Genomic DNA, 22,503 nt, shown 5'->3' on the forward strand with positions numbered 1-22,503 from the left:
TTTGATTATTTGATAGACAGTAAAAATAACATTTGCTATTTTACCATTGATTTGCCATTAAATTACATTTCTTAGTAAATAAATTTAAATAACTCCATGGAATAGTAAGGAAAAAACATGAAGAAATTAAAATTAAATAAAATCACACTACTCGTTAGTGTGTCGTCCACCGCTTTATCGCTATTTCCATTGTCAGCTAACGCACTCTCAATCGACCACACTAATATCACAAATTATCTCAATAGTGGTATTTCAACCGATCGTGAACAAGATTCCATTGATATTGATACTTCTTCAGCAGCAGGGCCCCATATCATTAAAGATAGTGGTAAAGCCTTAGAAGCCAACAACGACCAATCAATTTTTATTTATGGTGATAATTCATTTGATATTCAAAGCCATTCTAATGGCAATTACAACAGCTTTAACGGGGTGAATGTTCGAAACGGTGGAAGATTTTATTTTCATACCGATCTAAATATCGCGCAAGATGCAGGTACCGGTATTTATATTGCAAGTGAGGGTAGAGTTTTATCCTACAATAAAATTAACATTGATAGTACCAGCTCAAATAGCAACGCTTTTATTGGTATCCGAATGTACAACTCTAGCGATCAATCTCACTCCGAAGGCGATTTTCATAACAAAGTTAACATTAATTCAGCCGGACAAAATAGCTATGCTATTTATTCGCTTAAATCCAATAATCCTAACGCTGTCCGTACTTATTTAAGGTTTAGAGATCATGTGTCAATCAATATGACTGGTCAACAAAGTCATGGTATAGCGTTTAACCAACAATCAATCAACTCAGTAAATCTTGATCCATTTGAAAATAATGTTATGGAATTTGGCAACGGTGTTGATTTAATGATTGCCAATGGTATCCCTATTAACATGCAACAGCTTAATGGGTCTTTAAATATTTATACTTCGGATGATGTTAAAAACCGAATTGTGAGTAAATCGAATCAAGAATTTAATGCAATTCAATCGTTAGGGGGCGAAATTGATATCGCTGGTCAAACGCTTATTGAAGGCGATATTTATGCGAAGAAAGATCGCATGGGTGATGCTCTTATAAACTTCGTTCTTTATGATGGATCGTATTTATTAACCTCAATGGATAACAATAATCAATATGCCAATAATAAAGGCGAGATAAATCTTATCCTGGAGGGTAATCAAAGTCAGTGGAAGATGACCAATAATTCGTATCTTGATCATTTAACCTTAGATCAAGGAGCTAAAGTCTCTTTTGGTTATTCTTACACAACCCCGAACATGCCATTAACGCTCGATAGTCACAATAAAATGGAGCTTATCGCTCAATCATTAGATGGTGAAGGTTTGTTTGAAATGCGAACTGGCATAGGTCAAACGCTTGCGGGCGATCTGCTTAAAATTACTGGCGTAAGGCAAGCTTGGGGCGATCATAAAATTGCCCTCATTGACAATAAAACTGGCGCCAACCGGGTAAACGGTACCGAAAAAATAACTTTAGTTGAAACCCAAGGCGGCAATGCCAATTTTGCTATGGCATCTTCTTTTGATATCGGGCCTTATTTATTTAACACGCTAACCAAAGTCAGCGGTGAGCGTGATACAACCTCTGAAGATTGGGTATTGTCGGCAATTAGCAATCCAAATGTTGTAAATGACGATAACAGTGATGACGACAACAACAACAACGGCAACACCGACGACAATAACGGCAACACCGACGACAATAACGGCAACACCGACGACAATAACGGCAACACCGACGACAATAACGGCAACACCGACGGCAACAACGGTAACACCGACGGCAACAACGGCAACACCGACGGCAACAACGGTAACACCGACGGTAACAACGGCAACACCGACGGTAACAACGGCAACACCGACGGTAACAACGGCAACACCGACGGTAATAACGGCAACACCGACGGTAACAACGGCAATAATAACGATACCGGCAAAGATAAAACAAAACCAACTTTGACTAATACCGCAAAAAATGCCGCCAATATCCTGAATTCAAACTATTTAATGAATTATGTCGAAACGCAAACATTACTACAAAGAATGGGGCAGCTACGTACAAATAACGGTGACGGTGGCGATGTCTGGGGTCGAATTTACACCGGTAAATTAAGCTCATTTAATGATAATCGCTTATCTAATTTTGATATGCGCTATTATGGATTGCAACTCGGCGTCGATCGAAAAGTGGATAATGATAATCTTGATATCTATTACGGTATTATGGGCGGATTTACCCGTGGTAATACTGATAATCATGTCGGAGATGGTCATACCAAAAGCTATTCAGTTGCGTTATATACCTCATTACAAGCACACAATGGTTTATATTTTGATGCATTAGTCAAATATATGCACATGTCACATAAATTTAACACGAAAACAGGTGGTGGTTATGCGGTTAAAGGCGACGGTGATACTAAAGGCTTTTCAATTGGTGCCGAAATCGGTAAACGCTTCTATATCAACCAATGGTATATCGAACCACAAATGCAGCTTACCTATTCACAACAAAATAGCGCAACAATCAAAGCCAGCAACGGCTTAAAGACCAAATTAAGCCGTTATAACTCACTGATCGGTCGAACCAGTGCAATTTTAGGATACTCAACACAGATTGATGACAACCCAATCGATATTTATATCAAAACAGGATTCCTAAAAGAGTTTGACGGCGAAACGGCTTATACCTTTAATCATGTCGCCAAAGAAAAATATGATTTTGGGGGTAACTGGTGGGATAACGGCATCGGTGTAAATATGCAGTTAAATCAAAATCATCATCTTTATGGTGATGCTGTTTACTCAGTGGGTAATAAGTTTGATCAAAAACAGATCAATCTAGGTTATCGATATTCATTTTAATTTAACAACTATTTAAAACAACAAATTATCTCTGGTGGACGAGGTTAATTGGCAAATAATAAAAAATTTGCTAAATAATTTTCGCTCCACCTACTTTTTTAGACTTGAGCGATAACAACATAACTTTAAATAAAAAAATAATTGATAAGGATAGGTAGGAATGAAGGTATCTTATTGTAAATTGCCCTTGATGTATGTGTTATTTTTCTGGCTATTTAGCTTAAGCTTTTGGATTATCGATGCGGTTTTTGTGTCTGAGATACAACGTGCAATCTTTGAAATTTTTTGGTCTCAAGACCTTATCTATAAAGTTAGATTCCTATTATTTATTTTTATAGATTATCTTCCTGCTTCAATAATGATTTTTATTGTCTCGTTGATCTTATTAAATAAATATTCTATCCATCAAATTACCAGAAAAAATAGCTTTCAAGGTGGATTGATTATGTTTATCACCACTGTTTTTATTAAATTAATTTCCTACGTCTATTTTAGCAATTCAATGACACCGCTACCGCTATTACAATCTTTATCACTATTACTATCTAACGCTGGGATTATTTTGGTTTGCATTCCACTGATATTCTATCTTATGGTTAAATACTTTAACCCCGATATAACATCTATTGACACTGCGATAGCCTGTCAAAACAGCCCAAAGCTGCATTTAGTATTGTTTATCTTAATGTATAATTATTATTTTATAGCATTATGTGTTTATGGGCATTTACATCTATATTCATTACTTCTTTTTTTAGTGATTTTAACGATTTGTAATGTACTGGGCTATCTGTGCTTACGTGGTTTATTTCAAAAAGTAAATGAAAAATTACAGTGGCTAAAAGTCGTTACTAGTTCATTTTTACTATTCGTATTAAACGGTCTGCTCATGTTTGGATTAACTGTTTTAACCGGATTTTTCGTCAGTAAGATCTTTCATCTTCAGCAAGGCTCTTATCAGGAGGTTGAATTTTATGATCATCATCATAACTCCCTGTTTACGGCTAATCTTTTGATATTAATGCTGTTAAGTTGCGTTATGGTAAGAGTTGGCGTAATGTTATTTTTTGGCAGGCAAAAACCTCAAAAACAATCTTAATTCGAATGGAATGACCAGCATGACAGAATTGAAAAAAGTATTTAATCAACAAAAACAGAAAGTCCTGGCAAATTTGTCAAACATTGATCGTGATTGTTTACAAGCAAGCCTTGATATTTTAATTCAGAGTGATTTTCTGATTGATACATTTAATCGATATCCTAGCTGGTTATCGCAATTGATTAGCGCTCCCCCACAAGCTGATGAAAGACGATTTTATCAAACTTGGCTGAATGAACAATTAGCATCGGTCACCAATGAGGAGCAATTGATGAAAACATTAAGATGTTTTCGTCGTTTTATCCTGACTCGTCTTGAATGGTCTCAATTGACTAAGATTAGCACCGATGAACAAATACTATTGCAACTGAGTGAACTTGCTCAAGTGATCATTATCACGGCTCGTAATTGGCTCTACCAGTTAAGCTGTCAGGAATGGGGTACGCCTTGTAATGGGCAGGGAGTTGCGCAGCCTTTACTGATTTTAGGTATGGGTAAATTAGGGGGGGGTGAACTGAATTTTTCCTCCGATATTGATCTTATATTTACTTATCCTGAACACGGCCATACTCAAGGTGGACGACGAGAGCTGGATAATGCGGTTTTTTTTACTCGTTTAGGGCAACGCCTAATTAAAGCGCTCGATCACGTCACCGAAGACGGCTTTGTTTATCGGGTTGATATGCGTTTGCGCCCACTTGGTGACGGTGGCCCGTTAGTGCTCAGTTTTTCCGCTATGGAAGATTATTATCAAGAACAAGGGCGAGACTGGGAACGTTACGCCATGGTGAAAGCTAAGGTCTTAGGTGATCAGCAAGATCCTTATACCTTAGAACTCTATCAAATGCTAAAACCTTTTGTTTATCGTCGTTATATTGATTTTAGCGTATTACAATCATTGCGTAATATGAAAAGCATGATTGAACGAGAAGTGCGTCGTCGAGGTTTGAAAAACAATATAAAACTCGGCGCTGGCGGGATTCGAGAAATTGAGTTTATCGTACAAGTGTTTCAACTTATTCGAGGCGGTCGAGTAGTGGGGTTACAGACTCGTTCCTTATTACACGCTTTACAGGTGATAGAACAAGAAGGATTACTGGATGTTGAGGAAGTGATTTTATTGCGGGAAAACTACCTATTTTTACGCCGCTCTGAAAACATTTTGCAAGCCATTAATGATGAACAAACACAAACCCTGCCTGAAAACGAACTCGATCAATTACGTCTGGCGACCAGCATGGGCTTTGATAACTGGTCAACGTTTAGCGATGATTTATCTAAACGAATGCAACTTAATCGACAAATATTTAATGAATTAATTGGCGAAGATATACCAGAATCGAGCCAATCTAAACACGATAATGATCCGTTTGATGATCTATGGGTGCCGGATTTACAATTGACTGATGTCAAAGCCGTATTACCCGGCTTAAACGAGCAAGATGCGCAGCAGCTATGTCAATTGTTGCTGCAATTTCGAGATGATATCGGCAAACGAACAATCGGCGTGCGAGGGCGTGAGATTTTAGATCAGCTAATGCCACGATTACTCGCTTTGACTTGTCATGAACAACAACCACTTATTTTACTGCCAAGAATTTTTCCATTACTGGTAAACATCGTTAGTCGTACCACCTATCTGGAGCTACTGCTTGAGTATCCAACCGCACTGAAACAATTGATCCGCTTATGTAGCGCATCGCCAATGATCAGCGACCAATTAGCCCATTATCCCATTTTGTTAGATGAACTGATTGATATCAACTCGCTCTATCAAACGGTCGCCCCTGATGCTTATAAAAGTGAACTGTATCAATATTTACTGCGTATAGCGGTTGATGATGAAGAGCAACAACTCGAAGCCTTACGTCAGTTTAAACAGATGCAGCTACTGCATATTGCTGCTGCTGATGTGCAGCATGTATTAACCACCATGAAAGTGAGTGATCACCTAACTTACGTGGCAGAAGCGTTACTGGATTTTGTTGTACAAATGGCATGGAATCAAATGGTAAGCCGTTATGGCAAGCCGGATTATCTCACTGACAACCAAAAAGGTTTAGTGGTGATAGCTTACGGTAAATTAGGTGGCTGGGAGCTGGGTTATGGTTCCGATCTGGATTTGGTCTTTTTACATAACTGCCCGGCCAGTAGTGTCACCAATGGTGAAAAACAGATAGATAGTCGGCAATTCTATTTAAGACTGGTACAACGTATTGTCCATTTATTTAATGTCCGTACCAGCTTTGGGATTTTATATGAAGTTGATGTACGCTTGCGCCCACAGGGCGATGCCGGCTTATTAGCCTGTAGTTTAACGGCGTTTGAAGATTACCAAATGCATGAAGCATGGACATGGGAACATCAAGCCTTAGTGCGAGCCCGTGCGGTTTATGGTGAGGCTGAGCTAATTGAACAATTTAACCAAATTCGCCGCCAAGTACTTTGCAAAGCACGGGATGAAAGCCAATTAAAAACCGACGTCAGAGAGATGCGTGAAAAAATGCGCCTACATTTAGGCACTACCCAAGCGGATCGGTTTAATTTAAAAATTGACGAAGGTGGCATTGGCGATATTGAATTTTTATCACAATATCTTGTGCTAAATTATGCCAATCAATATCCTAAAATAACCCATTGGAGTGATAACGTACGTATTTTAGAATTAGCAGCCAATTATCAAATTATGGATGAAACCGAAGCGCAAGCGCTCACCAACGCTTATATTGATATGCGTAATGAAATACATCAATTAGCATTACAACTTCGCCCAAGTTTGGTTGAAAGCGACAGCTTTAAGCAAGAAAGAGAGATAGTCCAACATAGCTGGGCTAAATGGTTAAGCAACAATTAGCTCTTTTATACTTAAACATAGGTATTTTCTGAAAGTTCTTGACAAGAAATATGCCAGTATAATATCGCTGACGTTAGGCAAGCAAAATGATTGCCAAACTAAGCCGGGCTAAATGGCAAAGTAAAATAGTTCAGCTTTATACTGAAACGTAGGTATTTTCTGAAAGTTTTTGACAAGAAATCTACCTGTATAATATCGCTGACGTTAGGCAAGCAAAATGATTGCCTTGCTAAAGCAGGCTAAATGTCAAAGTAAAATAGTTCAGTTTTATACTAAAACATAGGTGTTTTCTGAAAGTTCTTGACAAGAAATCTACCTGTATAATATCGCTGACGTTAGGAAGCAAAATGACTGCCTTGCTAAAGCAGGCTAAATGACAAAGTAAAATAGCTCAGTTTTATACTGAAACATAGGTGTTTTCTGAAAGTTTTTGACAAGAAATCTACCTGTATAATATCACTGACGTTAGGAACCAAAATGATTGCCTGGCTAAATGACAAAGTAAAATAGCTCAGTTTTATACTTAAACATAGGTATTTTCTGAAAGTTCTTGACAATCTAACGGTGTTAGCCGTGAGATAACATCGGCTTAAAAGCTTTTTATACCGATTTAGATTTTATTGGAGTTTTAAATTTAATGGCAACGATCAAAGATATTGCGAAATTGGCGGGGGTATCGCACGGCACGGTATCAAATGTGCTTAATGGTCGGGGTAATGTCAGTGTCAAAAAAATCAAATTAGTTGAACAAGCCGTACAACAGTTAGGCTATCAACTTAACTTACAAGCCAAAATCTTAAAAGAGGGCAGTGCTAAAACCATATCGGTAATTTTGCCCAATATCACTAAAGAACAGTACGCTTACCTTTATGAAGGTCTGTTTAATTATGCCAACGATCAAGGTTACGAACTAGCACTCTATTTGACCTATGACTCAAAAGAGCTTGAATTACAACATATCTCAAAAGTGGCCGTCAAACGTGATCACGCTGTTATCACCATTAGCGCTTTAGCTGATGCGCAACCTTATTATCAATCGATTAAAATAGCCGATGAAAAAATCATTTTTGTCTATCGCAAACCGGCTCAAGCTAAGCAATTTATCACCTTAGATTTTGAACAAGCAGGCGAGGATATCGCCGCACAAATGATAAAGCATCACTATCGGCATATTGGCTTATTTTGCTATAGCTATCAACATCATCATGCGAATTTGTTCAAGCAAGGGCTGGAAAATGCTTTTGCCCAGCAAAATTATTCAGTGCGATTAGATTCCATTGCTTCAGCGCCGTCAGAAAGCAGTTATAATTTATCTTTTCAATTTTTTACTGAGCAACACCCTCAATATCATGCCATTATCACCATGGATATGGAGCAGGCGCATTTTATCAGAAACGCTAACTTTTTTGGCAGTTTAGATAAGTGCCCACCCATTTACACATTAGCCAATAACCGTTTTTATTATGAAAGTGACTTTTACCAATACCATATGAATTATGGGATGTTGAGCGAGCAGATCATTAAATTAATTGAAGATAAACCAATCACGCCGTTAGCTAATAAAGGCTTTTCATTATTACCCGCTATATTACCGACTAAATTACCCGATAGCGCAGTAAGGGGCTTATCGCAAACGGCGCAAGTGATTAATTTTCTGATTTTACCCAGCCCGTCGACTGAAGCCGTTAAAAAATTGCTACCCCACTTTAAAAAAGTCAGCGGTATTGATGTCAACTTAATTGTAAAACCCTTTGATGAGATTTACGACATTGTTGAGAATTTTGACCAGCACCCACAAATCGATATTGTTCGACTCGATATGGCAGGTTTACCTTGGTTTGCGCCTTCCATATTTAAGCCGTTAATCGAGCTTGATCTCAATGTGGCATCGCTGTTTGAACGCTATCAACCGGAGATCGTTGAGCGATTTAGTTATGTGGATAACAAAGCCTATGCCATACCATTTGATCCGAGTGTGCAGATGCTGTTTTATCGTAAAGATTTATTTGACGATCCGTTGATCAAACGCGCTTACTTTGAAAAGTATCGACAGCACTTGCAGATCCCGACAAATTTTAAAGATTTCAATCAGATCGCCACATTTTTTAATCAACAGCATAATAGTGAATCCCCAATCGAGTATGGTAGTTGCATTACGCTGGGTAATGACGAGATTATCGCATCAGAGTTTTTACTTCGTTACTATGCGCAAGGTGGAAAATTATTTAATGAAGATAAACTGTGTTTAAATCACTCGATTGCGCTAAGTACCTTAACCCAATTACAGACCTTTATTCAGTCAGCAAACAACATTGATGCCAGTTGGTGGCAACAGTCGGTTAATTTATTCGAACAGGGTAAACTGGCAATGCTAATTGTCTATACTAATTTGTTTAGCTATATCAATCATCGGGATATTTTACCATTGATTGGCTATAGCAATGTGCCGGGTAATCGTGCTTTATTTGGTGGTGGATCGCTGGGTATGTCTAAATATAGTCAAAAAGACAAAGCGGTAAAAACTTTTTTTGATTGGCTCTATTCGGCTGAAATCAATGAACAAATTGCTTTACTGGGCGGTGCAACGGCGCAAAAAAATATTATGCAAAATCAGCCGATTGTTAATCAATCACCCTGGCTACCGGTTGCCCAATTGCAATATGCTAATGGTATACGGGAAAACAGTATCAATGGCAAAGCGATTAATCTGCACTTAGTTGAACATATTATCGGTCAATATTTATCGGGTTGGATAAGCGGGCAATTTAGTGCTAAGCAAGTGATTGCGCTTATTAATGAGTTAATCAGCGAGCAATATTGCTAATAAAGGCATTATTAGCAATATTGTAATTAATAGGTTAAAGGCTACTTGCTTAGGATTTTGCTTTAGATGTCATAATCACATCTTTATCGTTAAAGAAGAACCAGAATCCGACCGCCACAATGGCCGCAACCACAGCCGGATAGATCCAAAACTGCTGCCATTGAGGTCCGGCTTGCTCTAAAGACTTTTCAGTTACAACCCGATTATTGATAAATCCACAGACTGACGCTGCCATAAACAGACCAAAACCATTGGAAACAATAAAACGTAATCCTTGCGCTTGAGCTTTAATTTCAGTTCCGGCTTTTTTATCTACATAAATATCCCCGGCTGTAAAGAAGAAGTCCCAACAGATACCTTGTAATAGTAGTGTACCAATAATATAGAAATACATCTCAACACCTCCTGCCGTGGCGGCTAAGGACAGCATTAAAGAGCGAATTACCCAACAAATGGCACCAAATAAGATGATCTTTTTAAATCCATAACGACTTAATAAGAAAGATAACATAAACATAAATATGACTTCGGTAGCAATGGCAATTTGCATCATGGACGCTGGCTCAATACCCAATACCGGTAAATAGACAGGTAGATAAGCACTATAAGCAGTTTTGGTTATCATCAAAATAAAGGTTGATAGCATAAAGATAGTAAAGTATTTATCTTTAAACAGCGATAACGCATCTAAACACAAAACATCACGTAGCGAGAATTTTTTGTTTTTGCCACTTGGCGGTGTATTAGGTAGCATAAAGCAATATAAGCCATATACCACAGAGGCACCAGCGGCAAGTAAAAACGAATTAATCGAAGTTGAAAAACCGGTAAACCCGAGAATTAACCCGGCAACCATAAAACCAATGGTACCAAAGACCCGAACAATTGGGAACCAACGAACACCGTCAATATGTCTGAAGCTTACGCTATTGGCTAAGGCAGTAGTTGGGTAAAACAGCAAGCCAACAATAAAGATCATAATTAAAAAGCCGGTCACATTACCGCTGAGAATAAAATTGGGAATAGTAAATAAAACACAAGCATTAATAATGTGTAACACGCCCATGACTTTTTGCGAGGCGATAAATCTATCGGCAACCATACCCACAAACAGTGGCGAAATAATGGTAGCTATGCCCAAAACCGAATAAGTTGAACCGACAATCTCTTTTAAATCATGAGCAGCAAGTACTGCGCCGATAACCATATTCCATGCACCTTGCACAAAATATTGTAAAAACATCATAAGTAGCAAACTGGGTATTTTTGACATATAAAACTCCAATATTAAATTGTCTTAATTAAGCCGTCGTAAGCGACTTGAATATGATAAGGTTCAAATATTTCAACTAATTGGTCGTGCATAAATCCACTACTATGTGAGTGATGCGAGGTGATAAGTTGGGTTGAAGAGTCGAAGATCGCATCATCTAACATACGTTTTTGCGCAGCAATGACCGTTTCAATACTCATATGATTATTAGTGCGATCATTTTGCTTATAGCCATAAGTACATTCAAAAACCGCTAAATCGATTTTTTTACCACTTGCTTTTAACCATTGCCAGGTGAGCTCCGGAAAATAGCCGGAATCGTGTCCGTGCAGTACCGTTTTGCCGTCTTTTTCGATCAGGTAAATATAACAAAATTCCCATTTGGCATGATTCGCCAGCAATGGGGTAATACGATAGCCGGCCGAACTGGTTACCGTTTGATATGGCACCAGCAAATTAAACACAAACCGCTCCGGGCTATAACCGGGTAGAACGTTTAAACAGCCATTTATCGCAATATCATTGCCATAAACAGACAACGGATGATCGATATTAAAACCATAATCGACCATACGACTAAATAGATCACCGACATTAAAATGGTCGGGGTGGGTATGGGTAAAAAGAAGATCTTTGATTTTGGTCACATCAATATTATCACGCATAACTTGATAACTAAACTCTGGGGCAAAATCGATTTGCAAGATATCATCGATAATTACCGAACTTCGGGTGCGGATATTTTTACCTTTTTGTATTCGTGCTTTTTGACAAATATCGCATTTACAAAAAGGATTGGGAATACCTTCAGAAGCAGCGGTACCTAAAAACTGTAGTTTCACATTGTTCTCCTATTATTTAGGTTATTTAAACGGATCAAATTACAAGCTGTGTTGTAAAATTGGAACGTTTCAATTTTATGTGAAGGTCGGTTATTCCACAATAAAATTAGCTTACTTTATTGTTAATTCGTGAGCAGGATCAAAGTTTTAAATTAACGTTAAATGATCGGATCAAATAAATTGATTAAGAAACAGGTTTTCTTTAATTGATGTGTTAATAAGTTAATTTAGATACTAATTAATCGATCAGTGATCATTGCGCATGCCACCGCTGATCTAACACTGACAAATCAATAATAAATCTCTATTTTTCAACGATAGAATAGGGCGATCTTTTGATAAATTTATCATTACAAATAGTATCTTAGATAGACTTTAAATCAATAATTAATTAGATAAAATCTTATATATGGAAACTAAAAACACTTAATTGACATTTTAGGAAACAAATTTATACGCCAATTTAGAAAACTGTTAAACAATTCTGGTGATAGTGCAAGCTTGTATCAAGGCAAGCTGTAGCTTCGCTAACCAATAGATTATATTATGCAATCAAGCGTGATGATATTTGTTATTTATCTGTTACACATCAACCTTTTATTAATTATTTAACAGTACGATTAAACAAGTTAATTTAGGGGTATAAGAAATTTAAGAAATGTATTAAGAAACAATAGCTGTCGACTGATCGAGACAAAGATAAGTTTTGAATTGGGTACTAACGGTTTATATATTATAATGGATTGCTTTAATAGCTATCTACATTAATCAGCCGGAATAATAGTTTAGATAAACTTTGAATATTATGATCACAAAGTCTAATTTAGCAATATAGGAAATAAAATAAACAATTTAAGAAACAATCTGTCGAGTTAGTTATTGATAGCGATACACGGGATTAATTTAAGTTGCTAGCGGGTTATAATCGATAATGAAATTTGATGATGTGAGTATTAATTAATTGGCAGGGTAATCATATCAATGAGATTAATAATTAAGTATTTTGGCGATATTGGAAATTAAAGAAATGCTATAGTAAATCATCTATCATGATAATTATTGATAGCGGTAAACGGTGTTAACTTCAGTAATTATCAGGCTATATCTCATAATAAATGACAATATATGTTTATTCATTGATTAGCAAAGTAAACCTTTTAGATAAGTGTAAAATGATAGTGAAAAATAAGTTGATTTGGAAATATTGAAAATAAAAGAAACTATTTTGGAAATCATTGGTAAGAACAGTTTTGGCTGCGATAAATGATATTAACAATTAAGTTAATTTGAAAATATAAGAAATCAAAGAAAACATTTAAGAAACTATCGGCGTTAGTAATAACTAGCGCCGATATAGCGTAATAGCGTTGATCAGTTTAAGCTTAATTTGCCTCTTTCCAAAGGATCATCTCTTGATCATCAAGCTCAGCAGCATTAAAACCAACTATTGGTGGTAACTCTTCCCGATCAAAAGCTAAATCGCCACCATTTTCATCGATATCACCTTTTTTAATTCCTTTAAAATCGAAAAGGTGAGTATCACAAAGGTGTGATAGGGTGATATTTTGTGTTGCACGGAACATGGTTTCAATCCGTCCGGGGAATTTCTTATCCCACTCGTTAAGCATCTCTTTAATCACTTGTCGCTGTAAATTAGGTTGTGAGCCACATAAATTACAAGGAATAATTGGAAACTGCTTAATGTCGGCATATTTGGCGATATCCTTTTCTTTGCAATAAGCCAGCGGACGAATAATGATATGTTCGCCCGTGTCGTTAACCAACTTAGGTGGCATCGCTTTAAGCTTTCCGCCATAAAACATGTTAAGAAACAGTGTTTCTAATATATCATCACGATGATGACCGAGCGCAATTTTGGTCGCCCCCAGTTCGGTTGCGGTGCGATATAAAATTCCTCGACGCAAACGAGAACAGAGCGAGCAGGTCGTTTTGCCTTCCGGAATTTTTTCTTTAACGATGCCGTAGGTGTTTTCCTGCACAATTTTGTACTCGATACCTAACGATTGCAGATATTCCGGTAAAACATGCTCAGGAAAGCCGGGCTGTTTTTGATCTAAATTGACGGCAATCAATTCAAAATTGACCGGTGCGCTTATTTTTAGATTAATCAGAATATCAAGCAAAGTATAACTATCTTTACCGCCGGATAAACAGACCATAATACGATCACCCTCTTCAATCATATTAAAGTCGGCAATCGCTTCGCCTGTTAGACGACGCAATCGTTTATGCAATTTATTTTGATTATATGTACTTGTCACCATACTATTAATTATTCCGCTCGTCCCATATAACGACGTTCAGCGATATGAATTTTCACTTTTTCGTTGTTATCGATATATTCAGGCACTTGAATAACTAAACCTGTTGATAAGGTCGCCGGTTTGGTGCGCGCACTGGCCGAAGCGCCTTTGATACTCGGTGAAGTTTCAATAATTTCTAAATCTACCGTTTGCGGCAACTCTAATGCAACAACTTCACCGTCTGCCATTAAAACTTGGATGCCATTCATGCCACCTTCAGGAATAAACAGTAATTCTTCTTCAATTTGTTCTTTTTTGAAAATAAAAGGAGTGTAATCTTCATTATCCATAAACACGTATTCATCACCGTCAATATAAGAAAAGCTGACCGGACGGCGAAATAGTTCGATAGTGTCGATAATATCATCACCTTTAAAGCGTTCTTCAACTTTACCGCCATTTCTGACATCGGTAAAACGCATTTTATAAAGGGTGCTTGCTCCACGTGCGCTTGGGCTTTGAACGTCAATTTCTTTGACCAGTAATAATTTACCGTTATAAGTGACCGCATCGCCTCGTTTTATCTCATTTGCTTTTGCCATAATATTTTCTTCGCAATTAATAAGGGGGTTAAAAAATTAGCTCGCTATTTTACCGCTATCTTGCTATTGTCTCCAACAAAATTTATCGATGATCGTTAAATAAAAGGTAATGCGATGACTGATTTATTTAAATGCCGTGAAAATTGTGGCGCTTGTTGTATTGCGCCGTCGATCTCATCGGCTATTCCTGGCATGCCTAACGGTAAACCGGCTGGCGTTGCCTGTATTCATTTGGATGAAGATTTTCACTGTCGCTTATTTGGGCAATCATCCCGACCTTCTGTCTGTGGCCGTTTAAAGCCTTGCTTTGAGATGTGCGGTAACTGTCGCCAGCAGGCACTCGATTATTTATCCCAATTAGAACAGCTAACTAGGGTATAAGTATTGCTTATATTTAATAAACTGGTCTTATTATTAGAATTATTTATCTCGCACTGCTGTTTTTTTGCTACACTTCACCGCACTTTATTTGTTATAGATAAATAAACACAAACTGTTAAGTTAGATTTTCTCAGTTATTGGTTGATATTCAAAAGCAAAGCCGACTATGACTGAATTTTTTTATGTAATTTAATCTCTTTAAAAAGAAGAATATTGTTATGAATTATAAATTAAAACGGGATTTAAAAGCTCGTCATTTAACCATGATAGCAATCGGTGGCTCAATTGGTACTGGATTGTTTGTTGCTTCGGGGGCGACCGTTGCAACTGCTGGGCCCGGAGGCGCACTGCTCTCCTATGCGATTATTGGCATTATGGTCTACTTTTTAATGACCAGCCTTGGCGAGTTAGCCGCTTACCTTCCGGTTTCCGGCACTTTTGCCACTTATGGCGCACGTTATGTCGATGAAGCGTTTGGTTTTGCTATTGGCTGGAACTATTGGTATAACTGGGCGATCACCGTTGCGGTTGATTTAGTGGCGGCGCAACTGGTTATCTCGTATTGGTTTGATGTTGGTGAATATAGTTGGCTGTGGAGCTTGTTATTTTTAAGCATTATTTTTTGTTTAAACTATATATCGGTAAAAGGTTTTGGTGAAGCTGAATTCTGGTTCTCATTAATCAAAGTAGTCACTGTAATTATCTTTATTATTATTGGGATTGCGATGTTTTACAGTATCTTACATCATGATGGGGTTAAAAGCGCTTTTGGCAATTGGCGGTATGGTGATGCGCCTTTTGTCGGTGGTTTTTCATCCATGATTGGTGTGGCTATGGTCGTTGGGTTTTCTTTTCAGGGAACTGAACTTATCGGCATTGCCGCTGGTGAGTCAGAAGATCCGAAAAGAAATATTCCTAAAGCAATGAGACAAGTGTTTTGGCGTATTTTACTGTTCTATATTTTCGCAATTTTTATCATCAGCGTATTGATACCTTATGACGATCCTAATTTATTGCGCAATGATGAAACCGACATCAGCGTCAGCCCGTTTACCTTAGTGTTCCAGCATGCTGGTTTATTATCGGCAGCGGCGGTGATGAATGCGGTGATTTTGACCTCGGTATTATCAGCCGGTAACTCAGGTTTATACGCCTCTACTCGTATGCTGTACGCCTTAGCTAAAGAGGGTAAAGCGCCAAAAATGTTCTCTCGATTATCTTCATCGGGCGTACCACGCTTTGCTTTAATAGCAACAACCATTATTGCTATGTTATGTTTCTTAACTTCGATGTTTAAAGACCAACAAGTTTACTTATGGTTACTCAATATGTCAGGTATGACCGGCTTTATTGCTTGGTTAGGTATTGCCATTAGCCATTACCGTTTTAGAAAAGGCTACATGGCGCAACGATTAGACTTAAACAAATTGCCTTACTTTTCGAATTTCTTCCCATTCGGACCGATTTTTGCCTTTGTACTTTGTTTAATCATTACCTTAGGTCAAAACTATGAAGCATTCTTGCAAGATACCATTGACTGGAATGGGGTGATAGCAACTTATATCGGTATTCCACTGTTTTTTGTGATCTACTTCGGTTATAAAATCGTCAAAAAAACCAAATGGATTAAATACGAAGATATGGACTTTTCACAAGTCGATTAACTCAATTATCGGATGTTGCAATTTGAATTGTTGATAAGCCGATAGATTGACTTAATGAGAATAAAATACAATGGCGCCGCTTACTATCGGCGCCATTTTTTTAGTATAAAGCGCTAAGCAAAGTAGTCGTTAGTCAATTAAATATCAATTAAGCCACGATGATAAAATCGATTTTGCGTAAGTTAATATACTTAATTACTACCGATTGCGGTTTGAATGTTCAAGAATCAAATAGACAGGCTCATTTTAGATAATAGAAAAGCGCTTGCGTCGACATCAGTCGACGCAATTGTATTAAAAAAAGAGAAATAACCGATTAGGTGGTTAATTATTTAAAAAACAATAAGTCTGATAACGATTAGCGACTACGGAAGATGATACGAGCTTTTGAAAGATCATAAGGCGTCATTTCAACCGTAACTTTGTCGCCAGTTAGAATACGAATATAGTTTTTTCTCATCTTACCGGATATATGTGCAGTAACGACATGACCATTTTCAAGTTCAACACGAAACATCGTGTTTGGAAGAGTATCAAGTATAGTACCTTGCATTTCAATGTTATCTTCTTTTGCCATTGGGGCCTCTTATTAATAAATACAACAAATTAATTATACTCATTGCACTCACGACAATACACATGTTAATCAATGTGAGTACGAAAAGCGGTAAAATTAGACATTGCAAGTAAAGCCTATTGGATTTTTGCTAATGCCAATTTAGTGATTTTGAGTATAAACACAGAAAACTGAATTTAGAATATATAAATGCAGCGGCAAAATAATGCCGAAAAAAGTGCCAGATGTAAAGTCCTTTCTAAATTTTCTTTGCATTATAAAGCCCATGCTGATGAATATAGCGCCAAACTGGTGGGGGTAGCAAGTTTTCAACGTTTTTAGGGTCGTTAATATTTTGTCTGATTTGGGTTGCTGATATATCCTCAAGTGGCGTATGGGCAAAATAGATATAGCCCGCTGGCGAAGCATGCAGATCAGCCACATTTGTGGTTTGGTGCTTGGCAATCCATTTGGCCAAAGTCAGATCGGTAATTTTTTCACTATAATGCGGGCGTTGGCAGATAAGTAGGTGGCAATAATCAAGTAAGTTTTGCCACTGTTTCCAGCTTGGTAAACTAAGCAAGGAATCTTGACCCATAATAAAGGCAAGCCCTTTTTGGCTGCCGTTTTGTTTACGCCACTGTGCCAGCGTATCGATAGTATAAGACGGGCGAGCCGCCTCGACGTTTAACTCCCTTGTATCGATTGAAAACAGCGGTAAATCAACGATCGCAAGCTCTAACATTGCCAATCGCTCCGCCGTTGTGGCATCGGGCTGGGGTTTATGTGGTGGAATATGATTCGGGAGCAGGCAAATTTGCGTTAAACCGACCTCTTTTGCCAATGCTTTTGCCGGCCGGATATGTCCATAGTGAATCGGATCGAAGGTGCCGCCCAGTAGTGCTGTTAACATTGCTTAAAACCCATAAACTGCATCGATAAACTCGACAGCGCATCCCAAATTGCTAACTGATTATCATGCTTTAAACTGATTTCAATTTCAGTCAGTTTGGCCAATACTGCATAGAGATCGTTAATCGTAAAACGATTTAAAAAAGCGGTATAGATTGTTCTTTTGTTTTGCCAGACTTTATATTCATCAAATATCTGCTTGAAGTTTTTGTGCTGTAAGCCTTTTTTTAAATTGATGACTAAAATAAGCTCTCGTTGAATAGTGCGTAACAATATCAACGGCTCAACATCGTTAACTTTAAGTTGTTGTAATATATGAATCGCTCGTTTAGTTTTTTGCGCAAGCATGGCATCAATCCAATGATAGGGGGTAAAAATAGCCGAATCATTGATATTGTTTTCTATCTGTTCATAACTGATAGTTTGGTTGGGAAACAATAACTTAAGCTGCTCAATAATTTGGGTTAAGGCTAATAAATTGCCTTCGTAATAGTAACACAAAAGTTCAATGGCTGATTTTTCAATTGTTACCTCATTTTGTTGTAAATGGTTATTTAGCCACTGTGGTAATTGAGAAAAATCAGGCGTTGAGCAGTTGACCACCACAAGTTTATCGGATAGTGCTTTATACCATGGTGCGTTTTCTTGCGCTTTGGTGATCTTACTCAAACTGATGATAAGCGCGACATCAGCGGTTAGCTCTTGGCTAAGTGTGTTAAGTTTGCTTGCAATGGCAGCATTTAAGCCACTTTCGCCAAAATCTAATAAGATCAGGGTTTTGCTGGAAAACAGATTTAATGACTGACAGCAGTCATAAATTTTGTTCCAATCGGTTTGGTTATCGATCGTAAAGAGGTTTTGCTCTTCATAGCCCGCTTGTTGCATCGCTTTGCGAAGCGTGGTTTGAGCGTAGTGTTGTAAGTAAGGATCGCTACCTAATAACAGATAGTAGGGCGATCCTAATTGGTGGCTGATTTGATCTGCATTGATTCTTATCATAACAATATTTTAATTTACAGCATCAACCGATTTTAATTTACGGATAATTTGTTTAGCTGCTTGTCGATACATCTCATCTTCAATTAAATTTTGTTCTGCTGTTTTTGCCAATGCCGCAGCAGGATTATCAAAAAATGTTCTAAAAACTCGAACATTAATCGGGTAGATATCTTGTCCGGCAATAATCACTTGTGCTTGAATGGTCAGCACAAGTTGATATTCAGCCGCTTTACCGTCTTGATAAATCGAGATAGTGCTACGATTAAGCGAGTCACTGATAATTTTTAATGAAGGTATCTGCCCGCCGTTATCTTGATTGACTAACGTGACGTTATTGTCTCTCAATAGCTCTTTAATATCTCGTGACAGTCGACCATAAGGGTCGTAACTGACATAAGTTAAAGTTTTAAAACGCTCGGGCACTTCTGTATCATATTGCAAATGAAATCCACAGCCAGTAAGTGATACTGCCAATAACATGAGTAATGCAAAATATTTTTTCATCGTATTACCACCTGTAGTTTAGTTATCTAACAATATCAACCCACCACCAAATTCAATAATTTACCCGGCACATAAATGACTTTACGAATTGTCACATCAGCTAAATATTTTTGAATATTGGCTTCTTGTTTGGCTTGTTCAAGCACAAAGTCTTGATCGGCATCTGCCGGAACAGTGAATTTACCACGTACTTTACCGTTAATTTGCACAACAATCAGTTTTTCATCTTCAACCATTGCAGATTCATCAGCTACCGGCCAAGTGGTATCGTCGATTGATTCACTGTGTCCTAACGCTTGCCACATGATAAAACACACATGCGGAATCATTGGATAGAGTAATCGTACAATCGCATTTAATGCTTCGTTCATTAACGCACGATCTTGTTCGGTTGCTTGTGGTGCTTTTTGCAGCCGATTCATAAATTCCATTACAGCAGCAATGGCGGTATTGAATGTTTGGCGACGCCCGATATCATCACTCACTTTAGCAATTGTTTTATGCAATTCACGGCGTAGTGTTTTTTGCTCAGCATTTAATTGCGCAACGTCAAGTTTGGCACAGGCACCTTGTTGGGCATGTTCATAAACTAAACGCCATACACGTTTAATAAAGCGGTTTGCACCTTCAACACCAGATTCTTGCCATTCAAGGGTCATATCTGCTGGCGAGGCAAACATCATAAATAGTCGAACAGTATCTGCGCCATATTTTTCAACCATTTCTTGTGGGTCGATACCGTTATTTTTCGATTTCGACATTTTGGTCATACCCGCATGCACCAGCTCATTACCTTTGCTGTCGGTTGCTTTGCAAATGCGGCCTTTTTCATCACGTTCAATGGTAACTTCGGTCGGTGATACCCAAATACGTTCGTTAGTTGGGCTGGTGTAGTAAAATGCATCAGCAAGCACCATACCTTGACAAAGTAAACGTTTAGCCGGTTCATCGGAATTGACTAAGCCAAAATCACGCATCAATTTATGGAAGAATCTGAAATAGAGTAAATGCATAATAGCATGTTCGATACCGCCAACATATTGATCGACTGGCAACCAGTAGTTTGCCGCTTTTTCATCTAACATCCCTTTGTCGTAATGCGGACAAGTATATCGTGCATAATACCAACTTGATTCCATAAATGTATCAAAAGTATCGGTTTCACGCAGCGCCGGTTGCCCGTTAACGGTTGTTTTTGCCCAGTTAGGATCGGCTTTAATTGGGCTGGTGATGCCATTCATTTCGACATTTTCCGGTAAAATAACCGGTAGTTGATCTTCCGGCGTTGGAATGGTGGTGCCGTCTTCGAGTGTCACCATTGGAATTGGTGCACCCCAATAACGTTGACGGGAAACCCCCCAATCACGCAAGCGATAATTGACTTTACGTTCACCAATACCTAATGCCGTAAGTTTGTCGGCGATAGCATTGAATGCTTGATCAAAATTAAGCCCGTCAAATTCACCCGAATTAAATAATATACCGTGCTCGGTGTAAGCTGTTTGAGAAAGATCCGGCGCGTTGCCTTGCTCATCTAAAATCACTGGTTTTATTGGTAAGTCATATTTTGACGCAAATTCATAGTCCCGCTCGTCATGACCCGGTACAGCCATAACCGCACCTGTGCCATATTCAATCAAGACAAAGTTGGCAATCCATACCGGTACTTTATTACCCGTTAATGGATGAATAGCATAAAATCCGGTGGCAATGCCTTTTTTCTCCATGGTTGCCATATCGGCTTCTGCTGTTTTGGTATTTTTGCATTCTGCAATAAATTCCGCAATTTTCGGATTATCTTTCGCTGCTAATTGTGCCAGTGGATGCTCAGCAGCAACTGATACAAAACTCACGCCCATTAACGTATCAGGACGAGTTGTGTAAACACGCAATTTATCATTGTAGTTTTCAACTGCAAAATCAAACTCGACACCTTCCGAACGGCCAATCCAGTTACGTTGCATGGTTTTTACTTGTTCTGGCCAGCTTTCAAGGGTATCTAAATCATTAAGAAGCTCTTCGGCATAGTCAGTGATTTTAATAAACCATTGTGGGATCTCTTTACGCTCAACCGGCGTATTACAGCGCCAACAACAGCCCTCAACAACCTGTTCATTAGCCAATACAGTTTGATCGTTAGGGCACCAGTTAACAGCTGAGGTTTTCTTGTAAACTAAGCCTTTTTCATACAGTTTAGTAAAGAACCACTGTTCCCATTTGTAGTATTCCGGTCGGCAAGTGGTGACTTCACGATCCCAATCGTAACCAAAACCTAATAATTGTAATTGCTTTTTCATATAAGCAATATTTTCATACGTCCATTTGGCTGGTGCGGTATTATTTTTAACTGCCGCACCTTCCGCCGGTAAACCGAAGGCGTCCCAACCAATAGGTTGTAATACATTTTTGCCATTTAGACGTTGGTAACGTGAAATAGTATCGCCAATGGTGTAATTCCGGACATGACCAAGATGCAAACGTCCCGAAGGGTAAGGTAACATTGATAAACAGTAGTATTTTTCTTTTGAAGGATCTTCAGTAACATGAAATGTTTTGTTTTCTAGCCAATGCTGTTGCACTTTGGCTTCAATCTCGTCGGGGCGATATTGTTCTTGCATGATGAATATATGTCCTATCTATTATTGCTAATAAAAAATAATTTGCTAATTGTATTGGTTATTGGCACGTTTTACAAACGATATGTGAATCAAGCACAATGATTTGAGCATCCATATTTATTATGAGTTAAGATAGATAAAGTGAATAATATAAATAAAAAAGAGATAAATTATTCAATATCGATATAATTAAAAAAGTCTTTAGACTATAGTTCT

General features: G+C 38.0%; 15 protein-coding genes. 6 read left to right on the forward strand and 9 right to left on the reverse strand.

The window, feature by feature from the left end; translation table 11 throughout:
• Positions 1-117 precede the first annotated feature (117 nt).
• The 4 genes from J3U74_RS08760 to J3U74_RS08775 all read left to right on the forward strand — a co-directional run bounded on the left by J3U74_RS08760 (position 118) and on the right by J3U74_RS08775 (position 9,672).
• A complete protein-coding gene (locus tag J3U74_RS08760) occupies positions 118-2,895 on the forward strand; it encodes an autotransporter outer membrane beta-barrel domain-containing protein (protein ID WP_267329234.1) in 2,778 nt (925 codons plus the stop codon).
• Positions 2,896-3,055: 160 nt separating this feature from the next.
• Positions 3,056-3,994: a hypothetical protein gene (locus J3U74_RS08765; RefSeq protein WP_267329235.1), complete on the forward strand. Its 939-nt coding sequence runs from the start codon at positions 3,056-3,058 to the stop codon at positions 3,992-3,994.
• A gap of 19 nt (positions 3,995-4,013) precedes the next feature.
• Positions 4,014-6,848: a bifunctional [glutamate--ammonia ligase]-adenylyl-L-tyrosine phosphorylase/[glutamate--ammonia-ligase] adenylyltransferase gene (gene glnE / locus J3U74_RS08770; RefSeq protein ID WP_267329236.1), complete on the forward strand. Its 2,835-nt coding sequence runs from the start codon at positions 4,014-4,016 to the stop codon at positions 6,846-6,848.
• A gap of 637 nt (positions 6,849-7,485) precedes the next feature.
• Positions 7,486-9,672: an extracellular solute-binding protein gene (locus tag J3U74_RS08775; RefSeq protein ID WP_267329237.1), complete on the forward strand. Its 2,187-nt coding sequence runs from the start codon at positions 7,486-7,488 to the stop codon at positions 9,670-9,672.
• Positions 9,673-9,721: 49 nt separating this feature from the next.
• Here the strand turns inward: J3U74_RS08775 and J3U74_RS08780 are convergent, their stop codons facing one another.
• The 4 genes from J3U74_RS08780 to yeiP form a co-directional block, all read right to left on the reverse strand.
• Entirely contained in the window at positions 9,722-10,945 is a 1,224-nt protein-coding gene (locus J3U74_RS08780; protein ID WP_267329238.1) for an MFS transporter, read from the reverse strand.
• Positions 10,946-10,959: 14 nt separating this feature from the next.
• Positions 10,960-11,787, reverse strand: coding sequence for an MBL fold metallo-hydrolase (locus tag J3U74_RS08785; protein ID WP_267329239.1), 828 nt, complete (start codon positions 11,785-11,787; stop codon positions 10,960-10,962).
• A 1,382-nt stretch (positions 11,788-13,169) separates the two neighbouring features.
• Positions 13,170-14,072 carry a tRNA 2-thiocytidine(32) synthetase TtcA gene (gene ttcA, locus J3U74_RS08790; RefSeq protein ID WP_267329240.1) on the reverse strand — a complete coding sequence of 301 codons (903 nt, stop codon included), beginning with the start codon at positions 14,070-14,072 and terminating at the stop codon, positions 13,170-13,172.
• Positions 14,073-14,080: 8 nt separating this feature from the next.
• A complete protein-coding gene (gene yeiP, locus J3U74_RS08795) occupies positions 14,081-14,653 on the reverse strand; it encodes an elongation factor P-like protein YeiP (protein ID WP_220217628.1) in 573 nt (190 codons plus the stop codon).
• A 114-nt stretch (positions 14,654-14,767) separates the two neighbouring features.
• Between yeiP and J3U74_RS08800 the strand changes: the two genes are divergently transcribed.
• On the forward strand, positions 14,768-15,034 hold the full coding sequence (locus J3U74_RS08800) for a YkgJ family cysteine cluster protein (RefSeq protein WP_267329241.1): 267 nt from the start codon (positions 14,768-14,770) through the stop codon (positions 15,032-15,034).
• A gap of 218 nt (positions 15,035-15,252) precedes the next feature.
• Positions 15,253-16,698: an amino acid permease gene (locus J3U74_RS08805; RefSeq protein WP_220217626.1), complete on the forward strand. Its 1,446-nt coding sequence runs from the start codon at positions 15,253-15,255 to the stop codon at positions 16,696-16,698.
• A gap of 358 nt (positions 16,699-17,056) precedes the next feature.
• Here the strand turns inward: J3U74_RS08805 and infA are convergent, their stop codons facing one another.
• The 5 genes from infA to leuS form a co-directional block, all read right to left on the reverse strand.
• Positions 17,057-17,275 (reverse strand): translation initiation factor IF-1, encoded by a 219-nt coding sequence (gene infA, locus J3U74_RS08810; protein ID WP_025315083.1) that lies wholly within the window; start codon positions 17,273-17,275, stop codon positions 17,057-17,059.
• A gap of 238 nt (positions 17,276-17,513) precedes the next feature.
• Positions 17,514-18,167: a nicotinate-nucleotide adenylyltransferase gene (gene nadD, locus J3U74_RS08815; RefSeq protein WP_267329242.1), complete on the reverse strand. Its 654-nt coding sequence runs from the start codon at positions 18,165-18,167 to the stop codon at positions 17,514-17,516.
• Positions 18,161-19,165 (reverse strand): DNA polymerase III subunit delta, encoded by a 1,005-nt coding sequence (holA, locus tag J3U74_RS08820; protein ID WP_267329243.1) that lies wholly within the window; start codon positions 19,163-19,165, stop codon positions 18,161-18,163. The genes nadD and holA overlap by 7 nt, the downstream gene beginning before the upstream one ends.
• Positions 19,166-19,174: 9 nt before the next feature.
• Positions 19,175-19,669: an LPS assembly lipoprotein LptE gene (gene lptE / locus J3U74_RS08825; RefSeq protein WP_267329244.1), complete on the reverse strand. Its 495-nt coding sequence runs from the start codon at positions 19,667-19,669 to the stop codon at positions 19,175-19,177.
• A gap of 35 nt (positions 19,670-19,704) precedes the next feature.
• Complete coding sequence (leuS, locus tag J3U74_RS08830; protein ID WP_220217622.1) at positions 19,705-22,287, reverse strand: leucine--tRNA ligase; 2,583 nt, start codon at positions 22,285-22,287, stop codon at positions 19,705-19,707.
• Between the last annotated feature and the right edge of the window lie 216 nt (positions 22,288-22,503).

The sequence above is a fragment of the Gilliamella sp. B3892 genome (assembly GCF_026536305.1).
Taxonomy (GTDB): domain Bacteria; phylum Pseudomonadota; class Gammaproteobacteria; order Enterobacterales; family Orbaceae; genus Gilliamella.

Coding starts and splice junctions, on each gene's coding strand:
- holA (WP_267329243.1), bottom strand. CDS start 19,165: ATGATAAGAATCAATGCAGATCAAATCAGCCACCAATTAGGATCGCCC.
- glnE (WP_267329236.1), top strand. CDS start 4,014: ATGACAGAATTGAAAAAAGTATTTAATCAACAAAAACAGAAAGTCCTG.
- J3U74_RS08775 (WP_267329237.1), top strand. CDS start 7,486: ATGGCAACGATCAAAGATATTGCGAAATTGGCGGGGGTATCGCACGGC.
- J3U74_RS08800 (WP_267329241.1), top strand. CDS start 14,768: ATGACTGATTTATTTAAATGCCGTGAAAATTGTGGCGCTTGTTGTATT.
- ttcA (WP_267329240.1), bottom strand. CDS start 14,072: ATGGTGACAAGTACATATAATCAAAATAAATTGCATAAACGATTGCGT.
- J3U74_RS08760 (WP_267329234.1), top strand. CDS start 118: ATGAAGAAATTAAAATTAAATAAAATCACACTACTCGTTAGTGTGTCG.
- nadD (WP_267329242.1), bottom strand. CDS start 18,167: ATGTTAACAGCACTACTGGGCGGCACCTTCGATCCGATTCACTATGGA.
- J3U74_RS08780 (WP_267329238.1), bottom strand. CDS start 10,945: ATGTCAAAAATACCCAGTTTGCTACTTATGATGTTTTTACAATATTTT.
- infA (WP_025315083.1), bottom strand. CDS start 17,275: ATGGCAAAAGAAGATAACATTGAAATGCAAGGTACTATACTTGATACT.
- J3U74_RS08765 (WP_267329235.1), top strand. CDS start 3,056: ATGAAGGTATCTTATTGTAAATTGCCCTTGATGTATGTGTTATTTTTC.
- leuS (WP_220217622.1), bottom strand. CDS start 22,287: ATGCAAGAACAATATCGCCCCGACGAGATTGAAGCCAAAGTGCAACAG.
- lptE (WP_267329244.1), bottom strand. CDS start 19,669: ATGAAAAAATATTTTGCATTACTCATGTTATTGGCAGTATCACTTACT.
- yeiP (WP_220217628.1), bottom strand. CDS start 14,653: ATGGCAAAAGCAAATGAGATAAAACGAGGCGATGCGGTCACTTATAAC.
- J3U74_RS08805 (WP_220217626.1), top strand. CDS start 15,253: ATGAATTATAAATTAAAACGGGATTTAAAAGCTCGTCATTTAACCATG.